The organism is Megasphaera sp. DISK 18, from assembly GCF_001682955.1.
GTDB classification, from domain to species: domain Bacteria; phylum Bacillota; class Negativicutes; order Veillonellales; family Megasphaeraceae; genus Megasphaera; species Megasphaera massiliensis.
The window spans coordinates 20,112-37,437 of record NZ_LUGJ01000028.1 but is presented as its reverse complement, the minus strand read 5'-3'; the positions used below and the strand labels follow the sequence as shown (position 1 = coordinate 37,437).

The following is a 17,326-nucleotide window of genomic DNA, read 5'->3' as shown; positions in this document are numbered from 1 at the left end:
TTTACTCTAGCACACACTCTATTATACAGCGGCCATACCGGCATCGAAAGCCTTTAAATTAATATCGACAAAAGCAGGTTTTACTACCTTGGCAATAATCGCCTTCCAATCGATATTATGCAGTCCCAAGGATCCGATGAGAGACCCTAAGAGGACGACGTTGGCGCTTTTTGGATTCCCGAGGTCCGTCGCAATTTTCGTTGCATCGACAATGGTAATCGGTACGCGTTTTTGTAATTCTTCTAAAATTCCTTCCGGATACGAACAGGCACCGGACAGGATGGGCAGGGACGGAATCTGCATCTTATTGACGACCATCTTGCCGTCTTTCTTGAGGAACTTGGCATAGCGAGCCGCTTCCATTTCCTCGAAAGAAATGAGGATATCTGCCGAGCCTTCACCGATGATGGGCGAATAAACTTTTTTACCGAAGCGGACCTGCGTGCTGACGCTGCCGCCGCGCTGGCTCATGCCGTGGACTTCGGACATTTTTACATCGTAGCCGTTTTCAATGAGGCCGATGGTTAAAATCTTACTGGCTAATATAGTACCCTGACCGCCGACACCGACGAAGAGTACGCTCTTTACGTCTGACATATTATTTATCCCCCTTCTTGTAAATGGCATGAACCGGGCAGACCTGCATGCAGACCGTACAGCCGACGCAGTCCGTTTCAGAAATACCGGATTTCTTCGCTTCATTGTCGAAGCGCAGAGCCGGGCAGCCTGTCGATAAGCACTTCTTGCAGCCGATGCAGACTTCCGTATCGACGGCGCAGGGTGTCATATCGAGGTCGAATTCTTCTTTATCTTCTTTGGAGAACTTCTTGAGGACGCAGGGCCACTTGGTGATGATAACCGACGGTCCATCTTCAATCGCATATGCCCAGTCGAGGGTTTCTTTCATAACTTTGAGGTCCAGCGGATTGACCGTGCGAACGTTCTTGATACCCAAGGCTTTGACGACCGTTTCGATATCGATGAGCGTAGCCGGTTCGCCTTTGATATTGTAGCCCGTGCCCGGATTTTCCTGGTGACCCGTCATGCCCGTAATACGGTTGTCCAAGATGACGCAGATCGTGTTGGATCCGTTGTAGGCAACTTCGGTCAGGGAGTTGATGCCCGTGTGGAAGAAGGTCGAGTCGCCCATACAGCCGACGACGCGTTTCTTCTGATCACTCAGTTCAAAGCCGTGGCTGAATCCGTGGCCGACGGAGAAGGCACTGCCCATGCAGACCGCCAGGTCTTTGGCATTGAGGGGCGCCGCGCCGCCTAAGGCGTAACAGCCGATATCGCCGATCATGACCGTATCTTTCCGTTTGCCCAGTTCGTAGAAGAAGCCGCGGTGCGGACAGCCTGCGCAGAGAGCCGGCGGACGGGGAACGAACAAGGTATCGGGAACGTCGAAGCCTTCTGCCTTTTCTTTCAAAATGCCTTCAGCAACGATATTCGGGTTTAGTTCGTCGATCTTGGGGATGACATCCTTGCCATGGCAGGCGATGCCGGCCTGGCGAATCTGTTCTTCCATGAAAGGATCGAGTTCTTCGACGACGTACAGTTCATCGACGGAATCGGCAAAGGCTTTGATTTTCTTCATCGGCAAGGGGTAGGTAAAGCCGAGTTTCAAGTAAGAAGCCTTGTCGCCTAAAGCGTCTTTGGCATACATATAGGCCGAGCCGGCAGAGATGATGCCGATCTTCGTATCGTGCATTTCGACGACGTTAAAAGGACATTCTTCAGCGTATTCTTTCAGTTTCTGTTCCCGTTCTTCGACGACGTAGCGGCGCTGTTTGGAAATGGCCGGAACGGCATCCATCTTTTCGCGCTGTTTCTTATAGGGAACGGCCGGAACCTCTACACGATCACTTTCTTCAACGAGGCTCTTCGAATGACAGACACGAGTCGTCATGCGGATCATCATGGGAACACCGTACTTTTCGCTGACGCGGTACGCTTCTTTCGTCATGTCGATGCATTCCTGGGAGTCCGACGGTTCAAACATAGCGATTTTAGCGAATTTAGCATAGTTGCGGTTGTCCTGTTCATTCTGGGACGAATGCATGCCCGGATCGTCAGCCGATACGAAGGCAAAACCGCCGTTCATGCCTAAGTAGGAGAACGTAAACAGCGGGTCAGCTGCTACGTTTACACCGACCATCTTCATGGCTGCGAAGGAGCGGACACCGGACATAGAAGCGCCGATAGCCGCTTCCATAGCAACTTTTTCATTCGGTGCCCATTCAGAGTACATGCCATCATAAGTCGAGACGTTTTCCAAGATTTCCGTACTCGGCGTACCGGGATAAGCCGAAGCAAAGGAAACGCCGGCTTCATATAAGCCTCTGGCGATGGCTTCGTCACCGGACAATAATTTTTTCATAATTCATACCTCCTCATTCGTTGAATCAGCTCATTTATCTGTTCGACAATATATATGAAATAATCATGCCAACTATGATATTATCGAATTTAAGCCATTTTTTCATATTGATAAGCTAATTGATATTCAAAATATGTAAAAAATTCGTTACATACTTTACATTCTCTTCATATTTTTTTATGATAGAAGGAGAACTTTTCGGTAATTTTTAATGAAATATAAAGGAGAAACTTATGGATAGAATCGCCTTCCTGATTTCCGACCTTTCCATGCAGCAGATGGTTCACACCATCTTAGACACATATAAGGAGAAATTAGAACAACATCACTTCATCATCGACGTCGAAATCATCGACTTTCCCAACCTCGTCGCCCAAGCCCATGCCTTGGTCGAAAAAGGAACCAAGGTCATCATCACCACCAGCGGCGCCCACCAGATACTGACCAAGGCCATCGACACCATCCCCATCCTCTGTCTGTACAGCTCGACCAACGACGCCCTCTATGCCCTGCGGGCCATTGCCCCGAATTACAAAAAAATTCACTTGCTGCTCAATGAAAACTTCATGTTCAACAAGGAAGCCTGTCCGCCGGAATTGTCGGAAAAAATCGTATTTTACCCCCGCTACAGCCTCGATAAGACCCACCTCGAACTCCTCGAACGGGTGCGGCAGATACCGGTTACGGCCGACACGGCCATCGTCGGCTGTCCCCTCCTGCCCCAAATCGCCAATCCCAGCCCGATGCCGATTTACTCCATCAAACCCAGCGAATCGACGATGCTGTCGGTCCTGCTCTACGCCCAAGAACTCCTGTCATTCAAAGAAAAGGACAATCAGCAGCTGTCCATGATGTCGTCCATCTTGTCCCACGTCACGGACGGCATCATCCTCTATTCCACAGGCGGCTCCATTTCCCATATCAACAAAAGGGCTGCCGACTTCCTCGGCGTATCGATGACGACGAAAAATATCCGCGACATCTTCCCCGACTGGGTCGAAGGTTCCAAACCATCCTTCCATGAAACGATCATCCGCCGTCCACCCTACACCCTCATCGCCAACTCGGACTTCTTCCTCATGGACAGCCGATCCCACTACATCATGACCCTCCGAGACGTCACGGAGCTGCAGCGGCTGGAAAAAAATATCCGCTACAAACTGACCAAAACCGGCATGACGGCCATTCACCACTTCGAAGATATCAAGACCGTCGACGGAAACATGAAAAAAGTCATACAACGAGCCGCCACCATGGCCGAACACAACGCCCCCATCCTCATCCAAGGCGAAAGCGGCACTGGGAAAGAACTCTTCGCCCAGAGCATCCACAACGCCAGCGACCGCCGCAACGGCCCTTTCGTGGCCATCAACTGCGCCGCCCTGACGACGGACCTCCTCGAAAGCGAACTCTTCGGCTACGTCAGCGGCTCCTTCACGGGGGCCCGCAAAGAAGGCAAGGCCGGCCTCTTTGAAATGGCCCACAAGGGAACGATTTTCCTTGACGAAATCAACAGCATGGCCCCCAGCATCCAATCGAAACTGCTGCGCGTCTTGGAGACGAAACAGGTCATGCGCCTCGGTTCGGACTACGTCATCCCCCTCGACATCCGCATCATCTCGGCCGGCAACGCCGACCTCATCGCCTCCGTCGAAGCCGGCGAATTCCGCCGCGACTTATACTTCCGCATCAACACCTTGCGCCTCAATCTGCCGCCTTTAAACGATCGGCCCGACGACATCCTCTACTTATTCACCCACTTCGTCGAAACTATGAGCCATGAAAAATGCCATCTCAGTCCGGCCTTAAAAAAAGTCCTCGTCCAGCATAACTGGTGGGGCAACATCCGCGAGCTCCACAGCGTCGCCCTGCGCTACTTCATCTTCGGCGACACCCTCGACAAGTCCTACGACGCCCTCTTCGACATTGCCGACCAACATAAAAAAGACGCCCTCCTCGACACGGCGTCTTTGACCCTCAACATGAAGCATTTAGAGGTGACCATCCAGCAAATCCTCATCGAAGAGCTTCAAGAAAAAGGCTATAGCCAGAAGGATATAGCCAAATTGCTCAACGTATCGCGGCAGACCATCTTCAATAAGATGCGTCCGTAACGGCCCTATCGGCAGCGCCGCCGGATATTGCTGTTGGGAATATTTAATTTTTGACGGAACTTGGTAATCGTCCGCCTGGCAATGGTAACGTGAATCGCCGCAAAGTAATCGGCAAAATCCTGATCCGAATAGGGATGCTCCTTGTCTTCACAATCGACGAGGGCCTGAATTTTCTTCATGATGGCCTTATCAGAAACAAAGTCCTCTTCCTCGCGCTGACGGCTGTAAGCCGTAGCTAAAAAAGACTGCAGCCCGTATACCTTACCGCCAAACAGGGCGTACCGGTTGCGGCAGACGCGGCTTACCGTCGCCGTACTGAGGCCCGTTTCCTCAGCAATGTCCTTTTGGCGCAGGGGCGCCAAAGGCTGACCGTGGAGAAAATAGCCTTCCTGACGAGTCAAGAGACAGTTCATGACCTGTTCAATGGACAGGCGGCGATAGGCCAAAGCCGACGCCAGATCGTTAAAAGCCCGCCGGGCTTTGCGGATATAAGCCAGAGTCTTCTTATCTTTCTGGGCTCCATACTCGGCGTATAAGTCGTCGCGAAAATAGACGTCGGGAAGCTCTTCCAGCCAACGGAAAGCTAATGTCCCGCCCGCTTCAAGATAAATCTCGACGTCAGGCCGGATGTACACTTCATCCTGCTCGATCTGACCGGCCGGCTGCAGGGACAAGGTCTTCAAAAAATCCCGAATGTCGCGCAAATCTCCATCTGACAAATCGAGGTCATGCTGGATTTTCGACCACTTCCCCCGCAGGAAATCGTCATAGTGCGTGGTCAAGAGTTCTTCCGTCTTGGCCGGCCCGTCACTGCGGCGCCGCGTCTGGATGAGCAGGGCTTCACAAATATTGCGGGCTCCGATACCCGGCGGATCAAAGGTCTGGACCAGTTCCAGGCCTTTTTTTATATCCTCTTCCGCAAGGCCGTAGCCATCGCCTAAGGACGACAAATCGCCTTGAAAAAAGCCTTTCTCGTCGAGAGAACCGATGACCAGTCCCGCCGCCAAGAGAATCGGCCGCGGCACGGACACGACGCGGAGCTGAGCCATGAGCTGCGATTCGAGGGATGCACTGCGGCTTTTAATGTTGTCGATGGGCTTTTCAGTTTTATCCCCGGCTCCGCGGACGTCGTGATAGCGGATGTCCAGGAGAGGATTATCCGTTACCTGTTCCTGGAGAAAGTCCATCAACTCCTGACCGTGGAGGGCCAAAAGCTGAATCGTCAGGCGCTGGACCTGCATCAATTTAGTTTTTTGTTCAAGTTTAAGCGATAAGTTTGCCATAAATCCACCTCACAGCCCGCCTTTCACGGGCTGCTTTTTTCGTCTTGTTCGCCTAATGTGCTGACAGCAGTTCCTGTAAATCGGGGAAGACACTCAGACTCCGCCGCAGGATGCCTTTCATATAGGCGATGGCAATACCGTAGTTGGTAATGGGAACGGCCTGATCGGCAGCCGTTTTCATGCGGTACCCGACTTCCCGACCGTTTAGCATGCAGCCGCCGCAGTGAATGACCATGGCATAGGGCGACAAATCTTCAGGAAAATCGCGGCCGCTGGCCGTTTCAATCGAGATATCTTTACCCGTATACTCCTTCAACCAGCGAGGAATCTTGACCGTACCGATGTCGTCGCATTGGCGATGGTGTGTACAGCCTTCGGCAATGAGGACCGTATCTCCGTCTTTCAGTTTGTCGACGGCGGTGACGCCGCGGACAGCCGATTCCAAGAGGCCCTTATGGCGGGCCATCAAAATCGAAAAGGACGTCAGGCGGATATCGTCGGGCGTATCGGCCGAGACCCGTCCAAAGACCTGACTGTCCGTAATGACCAACGACGGCTTTTCTTTAAAACAGGACAGGGTATGAGGCAATTCATCTTCTTTGACGACGATGGCCGCACTGTTGCTGTCGAGGATTTCCCGAATCGTCTGCTGCTGCGGCAGGATGAGGCGACCCTTAGGCGCTGCCGAATCGATGGGCACGACGAGAACAACCATGTCGCCGCTATGAATGAGGTCGCTGACGATGGGAGCCTCGGCGTCAGCCGGCTTCAACCGGGCCAGTTTTTCCTTCAATTCGTAAATGCCGTCGCCGGTCAAGGCGCTGACATGAATTGCATGATCATCGGCCTCAGCCGCATGCTTCACCAGGTCGGCCTTATTATAGACGATAAGATAAGGCAGGCCTTTACTCCGAATGAGGGCCAATACCTCTTCATCAGCCGGAGCTAAACCTTCCGTCCCATCGACGATGACGACGGCAATATCGGTCTTATTGAGGACCTGCTTCGTCCGGCGCACCCGTTCTTCCCCGAGAGCGCCGACGTCGTCGATACCCGGCGTATCGATGATGACTACCGGACCCAGGGGCAGGAGCTCCATAGCCTTATAAACAGGGTCCGTCGTCGTCCCCTTGGTATCCGATACGATGGACAGATTCTGGCCGGTGACGGCATTGACGACACTGGACTTCCCGGCATTGCGGCGGCCGAAAAATCCGATATGGACGCGTTCGCCTGACGGCGTATCGTTCATTCCCATAACCCTTACTTCCTTTCTATACTTCCAGCAGCCGCTGTGCCAAATCGCGATAGATTCGGCTTACAGGCAGTTCGGGATCGCCTTCGACGACGGTCATTCCCTTGTTTTCATAAAACTGGATTTCCTTGCTGCGGGGAATGTCGGCCACGATAGGCAGGCCGTGTTCATCGGCAAAAGCCTTGACTGTTTCATATTCATCGTCGACGTTGCGGCGATTGAGGATCAGCCCTTTTACTTGGGCATAACCGCGGCTCTTAAAATTTTCTACGGCTTTAAAGATATTGGCCGCCGCATAGAGGGCCATCTTTTCCCCCGACGTGACGATGAAGATTTCATCGGCATAGCCATCGCGGATCGGTGCCGAAAAACCGCCGCAGACGACGTCGCCCAAGACGTCATACATGACGACATCGGGGGCTACTTTTTCAAAGACTTCCAATTCGTCGATGAGGTCAAAGGTAGCGATGATACCGCGGCCGGCACAGCCGAGTCCCGGCGTCGGTCCGCCCGTTTCGATGCAGAAGACGCCGCCGTAGCCTTCCCGTCCGATATGATCGAAGTCCGGGCCTTCCGTATATTGGCGATAGTAATCCATGACCGGCATGACCGGCTCGCCGTGGAGCAGATTCAAGGTCGAATCGGCTTTCGGGTCGCAGCCGATTTGGACGACTTTTTTCCCGATCGACGCCAAGGCCGCCGACACGTTCGCCGTCGTCGTCGATTTCCCAATGCCGCCCTTTCCATAAATGGCAAATTTCCGCATAGTCAGTCTCCTTCTTATTTCAGTTTATCTTTCATCCATGCCGTAAACGACGGGCCGACAAAAATGGGCATATCGTCGTGATAATGACGGCCGGAATAGGCTTCGTGAGGCATGGAAATAAATTTATCAGGCTCATCCGGCAGTAACCGAGCATAAATCGGATCGGCAATGACCCGCCGCGCCTTGCGGCATTCCTGACGGATGACGGCTTCGACGCTGGCCACTTCCATGCCCTTCAAGAGCCACTGCGGGGCATCGGACAAGGGGCATAGCAGGCGAACTTTTTCAACGCCCATTTCCTTTTCAAGGAAGGCCTTCATCGACTGGAGGTAGACCGGTTCTCCGATGACCAGCACGTCACAAGGCGTGTCGTCATAAGCCTGTTCCGTCTTCCAGGCATTGAGGTCGGCCAAGGCGTACTGCGCCTTGACGTATTCTTCGTCTCCCGTAAGACCGGTTACATAGGACGAATCGCCCTTCCGCAGGGCTTCGAGCCAATCAGCCGTCCCCTTCTCGCCCATAGGAATGCCGACGACGTAGGGAATCCCATAGGTATCGCGAAGGTACTGGGCCAGGTAAAAGGCCGTCGACGAGACGACAACATTGACATCGGCATCCGCCGCCGTCGAAAGGCCGGCCAGGGTATCGCCCATGGACCAGGAACTCTGAATGGTAAATCCGGCGTCAGTCACGATCTGTTTCAACGTCGTAGCGTTGCCGACGACGGAAAAATCGAGGGGCGTCAAGCCCAAGATGTTGACTCGTTTCGCCGGAAGCTCGGGCTTTTTCGAAGCCGGTTTGACAAACTGCTTGGCCAGCCAAACATAGGCTCCGCCGGCACCGGGCAGATAACTGTGGATGCCGTCCGTACGAAAGCCTAAGGTCGGAAGGCCGGTCCGATCGGCTACCAGTCGCTGGATGGCCTTAAAGTCAGTCCCGATAGCGTTTGGCATGGGGCTGCCGCCGATGGCGATGAAATAAGGTTGTGCCGCTTCGGCAGCTTCGGCAATGTCGTCGATGAGCCGCTGGTCATTTCCTTGAATAGTATCGATTTCATTGAGGCCGGAAATATAGACCATGCTCTGCGTATCGTAGGACCGCGGTTCGTCGTGCGTATCGTATGTCGAATTGCAGCCCGACGCATCGTGCATGACGATGAGGCCGCCTAATTCATAGAGCGACGACGCGATGCCGAACATGTCGACGGCATACGTCGATAAGACTCGCTGTGCTTGTTTCAACCGTGACACCCCCAGGCTTTTATCTGTATGATTTCCCGCATCTTGGGATTTTCTGCGGCATTGGCTTCACCGATCCAGTCGAGGATTTTCGAAAGGCCGACGTAGCCGTAGAGGCCGCTGTTTTCGATGAGGTTGACGAAATACTTCGTATCCGTAAAATAAGCCGCCATCTGACCGATGGCCAAGACCTTGCCCAGCTTTTTACTGTCATCCCGCGGCAGAAGGCCCCGCTTAAAGTGCATGGCCGACCGCAGTTCGAGGTCGGGATATTCCTTCTGCAAGAAGTCAAAGGCATCCTTTTCGCCCGGCAGAATCGTATCCAAATAGACGGCATAGACGTTAAAGCCGTGGGTCAAGAGGAACTTCGCCAGTCCCAAGGGACGAGGCGTTGCCGTATAGTCGATGGCAATGGGCGTCGAGCCCACTTCTTCGAGGAGGGCCTTAGCCTTGGCTTCGATTTCCTGTTCATAAGCATCGCAGTCAGGCATGGAGAGACCTAATTCATCGGCTGCGGTCTGCAAATTTTTCCGCAGGACGGCGTAGTCATAGGAATAAGTCAGATAGAGGGCTTCTTGTTTCAAGCGCCGCTTCATGTCCTTGGCCGCTGGCTCGGAATTTTCCAGAAAATAAATATTGGCTTCCGATTCGCCCATGGCCTTATACTGCTCATAGGTCTTGCAGTCAGCGAAATCGTGGATGTCGTAGCCGCCGTCGCGGAGCATTTGGCTCAATTCATTATCCTCATCGACGGGATAATAATTGACGACGTAATTGACAGCCTTCTTTCGCGGCAAGGGCTGGACGGCCCGCATGAGCTGACGGCGACCGAGGACGTCCGGCGAATAGCGCCGCTGCAGGGTCGGTATCATATATCCGTCGATGAAGTCGATATCGGGATAGCGCTCGCGAAGTGTCCCGTAGACGACGTTGAGGTCGATGTGCAGGAAATGCTGCATGCAGCTCGTAAAGCCTTCGACGCACTTCGGCCGCTCCGGCAGTTCGTCGATGATATGGGCAATGCCGTCGATCATCATTTCTTCTAAGTTGCCCTTGATCAAATTTTCATTGGTCAGGGTAACCATGGAGAAGCGGCCGGCCCCTTCGGGCACTTCATCGGCCGACAAGACGACGCCGTGGAGGCAGCAGGCACAGCAGACGTAGATTTCATGGCAGCCGGGAATGAGCATCGGCGAATGAGCAATGGTCCAATGGCCACGAGCCGGCGAAGCGAACTGCAGGCCGATATAGAAGGGCTTGGGGAAGGACGCCTTGCCAATGGCAATATTTGCCCCATCGGGCGTTACATGGTTATACCGCCGCGCCTGGGGCGGATTCGCTTCATTTTCGTATATCATTCCCGTACCTCCCTCTTAACAAATGCGGGGCAGCAATTCACCGCCCGGCGGCGGCAGCAGCGTTTCGGCGCCGATTTCTGTGCGCATGACGACGCGGCCCGGCTGGTCGGCCGTGACTTCGCCGATAATGGCTGCATTTTGCGAATATTTTCCCTTACGCAGGACGGCGACGAGATCGTCAGCCACATCCCGCGGAGCGAAGATGACCAAACGGCCTTCGCAGGCCAGATACAACGGTTCCAAGCCCAACATGCCGCAGACGCCGCGGACGGCCGGATCGACAGGAATAGCCTGGCTGTCCAAGTGAATGCCGACATTACTTTGAGCGGCAATTTCATAGAGGACCGTGCCGACGCCGCCGCGGGTTGCATCGCGGATGACGTGAATATCCTTGGTCGTATTGAGCATGCTTTCGACAGTCCCCCAAAGAGGTGCGCAGTCACTGGTTACATCGGCGTCAATGCCGAATTGGTTCCGTTCGAGAAGAATCGTGCAACCGTGACGACCGACGTCGCCGCTGACGATGATGGCATCGCCCGGTTTGGCCAAGGTCCCCGAAGTTTGGACGCCGTCCATGATCTGACCGATGCCGGTCGTCGTGATGAAGAGGTGGTCGACCTGTCCCTTCCCGGCAACCTTAGTGTCACCGGCAACGATGCGGACGCCGGCTTCAGCAGCCGTTTCAGCCATAGCCTTGGCGTAGGCTTCGACTTTTTCCATGGGGAAGCCTTCTTCAATGACGAAGGCGCACGATAAGTAAAGCGGTTTCGCCCCCATGCAGGACAAGTCGTTGACCGTCCCGCAGATACTTAGTTTACCGATGTTACCGCCGGGAAATTCAGGCGGCGACACGATGAAGCCGTCCGTCGTAAAAGCCAGATTCGTTCCGCCAATGGGCAAAACAGCGGCATCGTCCCCGGTAAACTGGGGATTTGAAAAATGAGCTTTAAAGACGCGGTCGATGAGTTCCGCCGTCTGCTTGCCGCCGGCGCCGTGTGCTAAGGTAATAAGATCACTCATGTGCATTTCCTCCATATAAATAATAGGCCGAGCAAGCACCTTCGTGAGACACCATGCAGGCGCCGACCGGGTGTTCCGGCGTACATAATTTACCGAACAGCGGGCATTCCGGCGGTTTGCACTGGCCTTTCAGGATATCGCCGCAGCGGCAGCCCGGATTGGCTCTGCCGTCCATTTCCGGAATGCTGTACTTCTTGCGGGCATCGCAGGCAGAAAATTCGTCCCGCAGCTGTAAGCCCGACTTGGGGATGACGCCTAAGCCGCGCCACTCCGAATCGCAGGGTTCCATGTATTCCGCCATCAAGGCCTGGGCCGAGAGGCTCCCCGTTTCGGTGACGACGCGAGGGTAGCAGTTTTTAAAGAAAGGCTTCCCTTCGGGGAATTTCGCCAGGATGACGGCAAAGGCCGTGAGCAGTTCCTTGGCCGTAAAGCCGGCGACGACGCCGGACATCCCTTCTTTTACCATGGCTTCGCCGGCCTTGGTGCCCACGACGGCATCGACGTGACCGGGATAGAGGAAGGCATCGGCACTGCCCTTCATGGCTTCATAGGCCATGGGCATGGTCTTATTGGCCGTCAGCAGCGAGAAGTTGGTCAGTCCGTCAGCCAAGGCCTGTTTGACCGCCAGGCACGACGGAGGCGTCGTCGTTTCAAAGCCGACAGCTAAGAACACGACTTCCTCGTCACGATGGGCCTTGGCGTATTCATAGGCATCAATGGGCGAGTAAACGATTTCAACGTGAGCGCCTTTACTGCGGGCGTCGGCCAAGCTCATGGAGGTGCCGGGAACGCGGACCAAGTCGCCAAAGGTACAAATGGTAACCCCTTTTTCAAGAGCCAGCCACAAGGCCTGGTCGATATAGCCGACGGGCGTAACGCAGACCGGGCAGCCCGGTCCGGAAATGACGTCGACCTGCTTCGGCAAAATCTGCCGGATGCCGAGTCGGAAGATTTCGTGGGTATGCGTCCCGCAGACTTCCATAATGCGGATTTTCGGCCCGTCGTAATTCTGAATGATATCCAGGGCCGTCCGCTTCTTCCCTTCTGCCATCAATCCAAATCCTCCAGAATGTCATCGGTTTCGTCGGCATCGTTGTCGGTAATCTTGGCAATGGCCATGCCGGCGTGGACCATGACGTAATCGCCGGGATCCAATTCATCGATCAAAGCAGCCGATACTTCCCGTTTCGCTCCGGACGCATCGACGAGCGCCATTCCATTTTGAATTTTCATAACACGTGCGGGTAAACCTACACACATGATAACCCCTCCTTCATCTATCTAAACATTTTCATGGTACATCGCATATATAGCCTGTCCCAAGGCAATGCCGCCGTCATTGGGCGGCACCAGGCTGTGCCGTAAGACCGTAAAGCCTCGCTGCTGCAGGGCCTCGTCACAAAGGCGCAAAAGCAGTCGATTTTGGAAAACACCGCCGCTTAAGGCAACCCTTTCAAGGCCGGTATCACGGCGAACATTTTCGCAGATGCCGACAGCCATGCCGGCCAATCGGCAGTGAAATTCATAGGCCAATTTATCGGGATCGTCGCCGGAAAGGCGTTGTTCGACGAGGTTTTTGACGAGAGACGACGTCGGCAGCAGCCATCGTCCGTCGCCTTCAATGGGCTCAACAGGTACGACTTCCATCGCCCCGTGATCCCTTTCCCAGCGTTCAGCGGCAAACTGCAGCGTCATAGCCGCCTGGCCTTCAAAGGTCGACGACCGGCAAAGGCCCAAGATGGCACTGACACCGTCAAAGAGGCGGCCGGCACTGGTCGAGATGACGCTGTTGATCTGCTGATCGGCCAGGAAAAACTGAGCCGCCAATTCCTTGGATCCGCAGAGTTTTAAATCCTCAACCATCGACGCCACACGCTGACGATCCTTCCATAGTCCGTCGATCAGACTGACGGCAATGCGCCAGCCCTCCTTAGCCGAAACGTCGCCGCCGCGCTGCCAAAATGGCTCGATGGAAGCGGCCCGTTCAAAGCCTTGAAGGCTGCTGATGAGGATTTCACCGCCCCAAATCGTCCCGTCGCTGCCGTACCCCGTCCCGTCAAAGGAAACACCGATGACGGGCTGTTCACAGTCGTTTTCGGCCATACAGGACAGGATGTGTGCGTAGTGATGCTGGACGGTCACGACGGGAAGGCCTAATTCGCGGGCCACGGCCGCCGTATTGTAGGCCGGATGGAGATCACAGGCCACGACCGACGGCGACGCTTCCAATAAAGACGCCATGCGCTGAACCGAATCGCGCAGGGCCTGAACGGTCCGTATATCGCTCATGTCGCCGATATAGGGCGACGGATAGAATAAATTATTGCGGCCGATGCAGAAGCAATTCTTCAGCTCGCCGCCAATGGCCAGGACATCCTTTCCCTGACCGCTGCCGTAGAAAAAAGGCAAGGGCGCATAGCCCCGCGAACGGCGTATCATATAGGGCTTGCCGTCGTACCAGTCCATGACCGAATCGTCAGCCCGCAGGCGGATGCGCCGGTTATGAGACAAGACGAGGTCGGCCAATCCGGAAAGTTCCTGCCGCGCTTCTTCATCGTTATGGCAGATGGGCGCCCCCGACTCATTGGCACTGGTCATGACCAAGCTGTCGGGAACCTCCAAGCCGTCGTCATAGGTAAACAGCAAGAGATGAAGCGGCGTATAGGGCAGCATGACGCCAATGGACGGATTTCCCGGAGCCACCGACGGCGCCAGGGTCAGACCGTCTCTTTTAGCCAATAAGATAATCGGTTTCTGATGGCCGTCGAGAACATCTTCTGCCCCATCGGGAATGAGGCATTCCCGGCGAACGGCGTCGACGTCCTTCATCATGACGGCAAAGGGCTTCACCGGCCGACCTTTGCGTTCGCGAAGAGCACTGACGGCCTCTTCATTGCGAGCGTCGCAGCAGAGGTGGAAGCCGCCAATGCCCTTGATGGCGACGATTTTCCCGTCGACGATGGCTTTCCGGATTGTCGTAATGGCCTCCCGTCCCCGCTCTTTACGGTCGAGAAGGTAAACTTCGGGCCCGCAGTCGTTGCAGCAGACAGGCTGGGCATCGTAACGCCGCGTCTCAGCGTGGGTGTATTCGTACTCGCACTGAGGGCACATGGGAAACTCGCCCATGCTCGTCCGCTCCCTGTCATAGGGCATGGAGTCAAGAATCGTCAGCCGCGGCCCGCAGGCCGTGCAGTTGATAAAGGGATGGAGATAGCGGCGGTCGTTCTTGTCAAAGAGCTCCTTCTGGCAAGCCTTGCAGATGGCAATGTCCGGCGACACGAAAATATCGCCTTTTTCCCTGGCGCTCTCGATAATCGAAAAATCATCATAGGCCGGAATTTCGACAGCCGTCGTAACGACCTTCAAGATTGACGAGCGCTCAGGCGCCTTCTTTTCCAGGTCTTCATGAAAAGCGGCCAGCTGCGCATCATCACCTTGAGCAATGATTTCCACATAAGAGCCCTTATTGCAGACCGAACCGAAAATCCCATTGGCATCGGCAATGCGGCTGACAAAAGGGCGAAAGCCGACGCCTTGGACGATGCCGAAGACACAGATCCGTTCGCTCCTCATCTTATCCCCTCCCGGATACGGCAAAATGCGGAAAATCTACGTATTGGCCGTGGAAGTTCGGCAGAGCCCGGCGATAGTACAAGTCGCCGAGGATGAGGTCAAAATTGTCATTGTCGGCAAGATCGCGCAAATCGTCTTCTTCCTTCAAGACGACGTGATTTTCATACCGCGCTTCGGCCTTATCCATAAACCACGACGCCGTCGTCACCCGAGCCGCACCGGCTTCTTCGGCCATGGCTGCCATGGCTGAGGCCGCCGCCTGCTGATGGATGATGAGGACGTTCTTTCCGGCAAATAAATTATCGTCGAAGTCGACGACGGCATCGAGGCCGAAATAATGGAGCTCATAAGGCGTGCCGAAGGTTTCCTTCAAGTACTGCGCCGCCTTAAGGCCTGCCGGGGATACGACCATATTGAGGGTCGCCTTGCCGGCATTCTTATAATCATCGATTTCATCGAACAATAAAATCTGCTTCCAGCCTTCTTCAGCCAGACTCTGGCTGATCCATTCGATGTCGCCGGGATGCATGAGCTCTAAGGGGACGGCGCCGAGGATACCGACCGTATCGGCCTCCGGTTTCAGGCTCTTATCGGCAAAAGCCGGAAACAAAGCTTCATAAGCATGTTCAATGCCCTTATCGTAATAATCCATGCCCGTCGTATCGATGGTGATGACCGGCAGATCGATTTTCTTTTCTGCCATCCGCTTCAAGGCCTTGTAGTCCGTTCCGATGACGGCCGGCACCGGCGTGCCGACGATGGCCGCAAAGGAGGCATCGATTGTTTCGGCAGCATCGCAGAGTTTTTCAACGAGTCGATCGTCCCGGCCGAGGATGGCATCCATGTCGCGCAGACCGGCGCTGAATACGGCACTCTTTCGGCCGCTGAACCAGCGCGGTTCGTCAAAGCCGCAGATATTACCGGCACAACCGCCGGCGTCACAGATGACGACGATACCGTTTAACCCGTAGAGAACGGCTGCCGCGCCGGACTGATCCGGCGCAAAGGGCGATATATATTTCCATAAACCTCTCATCGTTTCTTCCTTTCCAAGAGGACTTCTTCCAAACGGTTCAGCAGGGAAACGACCCCGGCATAGCCGAAGGGCTGAATATCCTCATCCCAATGAAGGTGGGCAGCCTGTTCGTGATAGTATGCAGCATCCTTGCCGATGGTCACATCGATGGACACATCATCGCCTTCGTAATACAGCATGGACGGCGATAAGTTGGAGTACACCTTCGTTTCCGGACTCAGTTCAGCCAAATGGCGGAGGTAAACGAAATCATCGGGACCAAGGTTGGCATAGATTTCGCGGACGACGAAACCGTATCGCGTCAGAGCCAGGGCCATTTCATAGGCGTTGCCGTTCTGCATCTCGCCGATGGCAACGGTCGTACCGCTGTAATTTTCCTGCATCCGATGGACGACGGCCCGTGCCTTTTCCAGCCATACCTGATCGTCAATGGTTACGTCCAGGGCTTTAGCCAAGGCCTGATACTGCTTATGGATCTGGCTGACCTGATAGAGACGGGTCACTTCGATGCTGGGAATGCCAAGGCGCTGTTCCAAGTCCTGGGCCGCGAGGCGCGATTCGGGATTGAGGACAAAGTTTACATTGGCCCGAGACATGGCCTTGTACGAGGCAAAATCGGGACAGCGGGAAATTTCATTGATCTGAGTAAAACCGATGGCCCGCAAAATATCGTAGAACTCGCAGTCATCCTGCAAGGGAGAAAAATATCCCAAGAGGTTGACCGTCCGTCGCTGGCGCGGTTCCTTTTCCAAGAGGGAATAAATGGCCCGCCGGACATCGACCATAGGCGGCTTTCGCCCTTCACGGGTCAAGGCGTACATATAACAGGGCACGACGGGAAGTCCCGCAGCCTGTTCCGCCTTGCGGCAAACCCGTTCCATATCGGTTCCCAGCAAGGCGTCGACACAGGTCATGCAGACCATGACGACCGACGGTTTTTCCGGCAGGCTGTCGACGACTTCACAGACGGCCTGAGGCATTTTCTTCAAGTGACGACCTGTTACGATGTCCGTTTCATCCATGATGTAGAAGAAAAATCGGTCGCTGTAGCCACCCATTTCACTGAGAATCGTCGTATTGCGTCCGCAGCAGCCGGGGCCGATGAGAATCATGACCGAGCCGGGAATCGAGAGCCCCGCCCGTTTTACACCGAAGCCCTGAGCCCCCGGCGAGTTAAAGGCCAGCGCTGCCGGCGAATTATAGATGAGGTGCGTCGACGTGATGAGCTCCGCCGGAATATCATTCCGACCGCGGGCGACCAAGTCCTGCACCGTAATGGCAAAAGGTTTTCTTTCTGTCATAA

The 17,326-nt window shown here is 54.6% G+C and carries 14 protein-coding genes; 1 reads left to right on the top strand and 13 read right to left on the bottom strand.

Features of this window, described 5'->3' with window-relative positions:
• Window positions 1-21: 21 nt before the first annotated feature.
• A complete protein-coding gene (locus A0U42_RS06460) occupies window positions 22-597 on the bottom strand; it encodes an indolepyruvate oxidoreductase subunit beta (protein WP_044505196.1) in 576 nt (191 codons plus the stop codon).
• A gap of 1 nt (window position 598) precedes the next feature.
• On the bottom strand, window positions 599-2,380 hold the full coding sequence (iorA, locus tag A0U42_RS06455; RefSeq protein ID WP_065360336.1) for an indolepyruvate ferredoxin oxidoreductase subunit alpha: 1,782 nt from the start codon (window positions 2,378-2,380) through the stop codon (window positions 599-601).
• A 233-nt stretch (window positions 2,381-2,613) separates the two neighbouring features.
• On the opposite strand from iorA, the gene A0U42_RS06450 reads away from it, so the two are divergent.
• Entirely contained in the window at window positions 2,614-4,494 is a 1,881-nt protein-coding gene (locus A0U42_RS06450) for a sigma-54-dependent Fis family transcriptional regulator (protein WP_065360335.1), read from the top strand.
• Window positions 4,495-4,499: 5 nt separating this feature from the next.
• Here the strand turns inward: A0U42_RS06450 and rpoN are convergent, their stop codons facing one another.
• From rpoN to A0U42_RS06395, 11 genes are read right to left on the bottom strand one after another with little or no spacing between them, the layout of a single operon-like run.
• The gene (rpoN, locus tag A0U42_RS06445) at window positions 4,500-5,777 is read right to left on the bottom strand and encodes an RNA polymerase factor sigma-54 (protein ID WP_083122371.1); all 1,278 of its coding nucleotides are present in this window, start codon (window positions 5,775-5,777) and stop codon (window positions 4,500-4,502) included.
• A 52-nt stretch (window positions 5,778-5,829) separates the two neighbouring features.
• Window positions 5,830-7,035, bottom strand: coding sequence for a [FeFe] hydrogenase H-cluster maturation GTPase HydF (gene hydF, locus A0U42_RS06440; protein ID WP_065360334.1), 1,206 nt, complete (start codon window positions 7,033-7,035; stop codon window positions 5,830-5,832).
• A gap of 16 nt (window positions 7,036-7,051) precedes the next feature.
• Window positions 7,052-7,798, bottom strand: coding sequence for an AAA family ATPase (locus A0U42_RS06435; protein ID WP_065360333.1), 747 nt, complete (start codon window positions 7,796-7,798; stop codon window positions 7,052-7,054).
• Between the two features lie 14 nt (window positions 7,799-7,812).
• A complete protein-coding gene (locus A0U42_RS06430; RefSeq protein WP_065360332.1) occupies window positions 7,813-9,039 on the bottom strand; it encodes a nitrogenase component 1 in 1,227 nt (408 codons plus the stop codon).
• Window positions 9,036-10,394: a hypothetical protein gene (locus tag A0U42_RS06425; RefSeq protein ID WP_065360331.1), complete on the bottom strand. Its 1,359-nt coding sequence runs from the start codon at window positions 10,392-10,394 to the stop codon at window positions 9,036-9,038. Before A0U42_RS06425 ends, A0U42_RS06430 begins: the two co-directional genes overlap by 4 nt.
• 15 nt (window positions 10,395-10,409) lie before the next feature.
• The gene (gene hypE, locus A0U42_RS06420) at window positions 10,410-11,414 is read right to left on the bottom strand and encodes a hydrogenase expression/formation protein HypE (RefSeq protein WP_065360330.1); all 1,005 of its coding nucleotides are present in this window, start codon (window positions 11,412-11,414) and stop codon (window positions 10,410-10,412) included.
• On the bottom strand, window positions 11,407-12,465 hold the full coding sequence (gene hypD / locus A0U42_RS06415) for a hydrogenase formation protein HypD (protein WP_065360329.1): 1,059 nt from the start codon (window positions 12,463-12,465) through the stop codon (window positions 11,407-11,409). Before hypD ends, hypE begins: the two co-directional genes overlap by 8 nt.
• A complete protein-coding gene (locus tag A0U42_RS06410; protein ID WP_044505205.1) occupies window positions 12,465-12,674 on the bottom strand; it encodes a HypC/HybG/HupF family hydrogenase formation chaperone in 210 nt (69 codons plus the stop codon). The genes hypD and A0U42_RS06410 overlap by 1 nt, the downstream gene beginning before the upstream one ends.
• A gap of 21 nt (window positions 12,675-12,695) precedes the next feature.
• Window positions 12,696-14,987, bottom strand: a complete 2,292-nt coding sequence (hypF, locus tag A0U42_RS06405) for a carbamoyltransferase HypF (protein ID WP_065360328.1) — start codon at window positions 14,985-14,987, stop codon at window positions 12,696-12,698.
• A 1-nt stretch (window position 14,988) separates the two neighbouring features.
• Window positions 14,989-16,023 carry a nitrogenase component 1 gene (locus A0U42_RS06400; RefSeq protein ID WP_065360327.1) on the bottom strand — a complete coding sequence of 345 codons (1,035 nt, stop codon included), beginning with the start codon at window positions 16,021-16,023 and terminating at the stop codon, window positions 14,989-14,991.
• Window positions 16,020-17,324, bottom strand: a complete 1,305-nt coding sequence (locus tag A0U42_RS06395) for a nitrogenase component 1 (RefSeq protein ID WP_065360326.1) — start codon at window positions 17,322-17,324, stop codon at window positions 16,020-16,022. Before A0U42_RS06395 ends, A0U42_RS06400 begins: the two co-directional genes overlap by 4 nt.
• Between the last annotated feature and the right edge of the window lie 2 nt (window positions 17,325-17,326).

What these genes read in the sequence shown, in the direction of transcription:
- A0U42_RS06410 (WP_044505205.1), bottom strand. Translation starts at nt 12,674, where the DNA reads ATGTGTGTAGGTTTACCCGCACGTGTTATGAAAATTCAAAATGGAATG.
- hydF (WP_065360334.1), bottom strand. Translation starts at nt 7,035, where the DNA reads ATGGGAATGAACGATACGCCGTCAGGCGAACGCGTCCATATCGGATTT.
- A0U42_RS06435 (WP_065360333.1), bottom strand. Translation starts at nt 7,798, where the DNA reads ATGCGGAAATTTGCCATTTATGGAAAGGGCGGCATTGGGAAATCGACG.
- A0U42_RS06450 (WP_065360335.1), top strand. Translation starts at nt 2,614, where the DNA reads ATGGATAGAATCGCCTTCCTGATTTCCGACCTTTCCATGCAGCAGATG.
- iorA (WP_065360336.1), bottom strand. Translation starts at nt 2,380, where the DNA reads ATGAAAAAATTATTGTCCGGTGACGAAGCCATCGCCAGAGGCTTATAT.
- A0U42_RS06400 (WP_065360327.1), bottom strand. Translation starts at nt 16,023, where the DNA reads ATGAGAGGTTTATGGAAATATATATCGCCCTTTGCGCCGGATCAGTCC.
- rpoN (WP_083122371.1), bottom strand. Translation starts at nt 5,777, where the DNA reads ATGGCAAACTTATCGCTTAAACTTGAACAAAAAACTAAATTGATGCAG.
- hypD (WP_065360329.1), bottom strand. Translation starts at nt 12,465, where the DNA reads ATGGCAGAAGGGAAGAAGCGGACGGCCCTGGATATCATTCAGAATTAC.
- A0U42_RS06395 (WP_065360326.1), bottom strand. Translation starts at nt 17,324, where the DNA reads ATGACAGAAAGAAAACCTTTTGCCATTACGGTGCAGGACTTGGTCGCC.
- A0U42_RS06460 (WP_044505196.1), bottom strand. Translation starts at nt 597, where the DNA reads ATGTCAGACGTAAAGAGCGTACTCTTCGTCGGTGTCGGCGGTCAGGGT.
- hypE (WP_065360330.1), bottom strand. Translation starts at nt 11,414, where the DNA reads ATGAGTGATCTTATTACCTTAGCACACGGCGCCGGCGGCAAGCAGACG.
- hypF (WP_065360328.1), bottom strand. Translation starts at nt 14,987, where the DNA reads ATGAGGAGCGAACGGATCTGTGTCTTCGGCATCGTCCAAGGCGTCGGC.
- A0U42_RS06425 (WP_065360331.1), bottom strand. Translation starts at nt 10,394, where the DNA reads ATGATATACGAAAATGAAGCGAATCCGCCCCAGGCGCGGCGGTATAAC.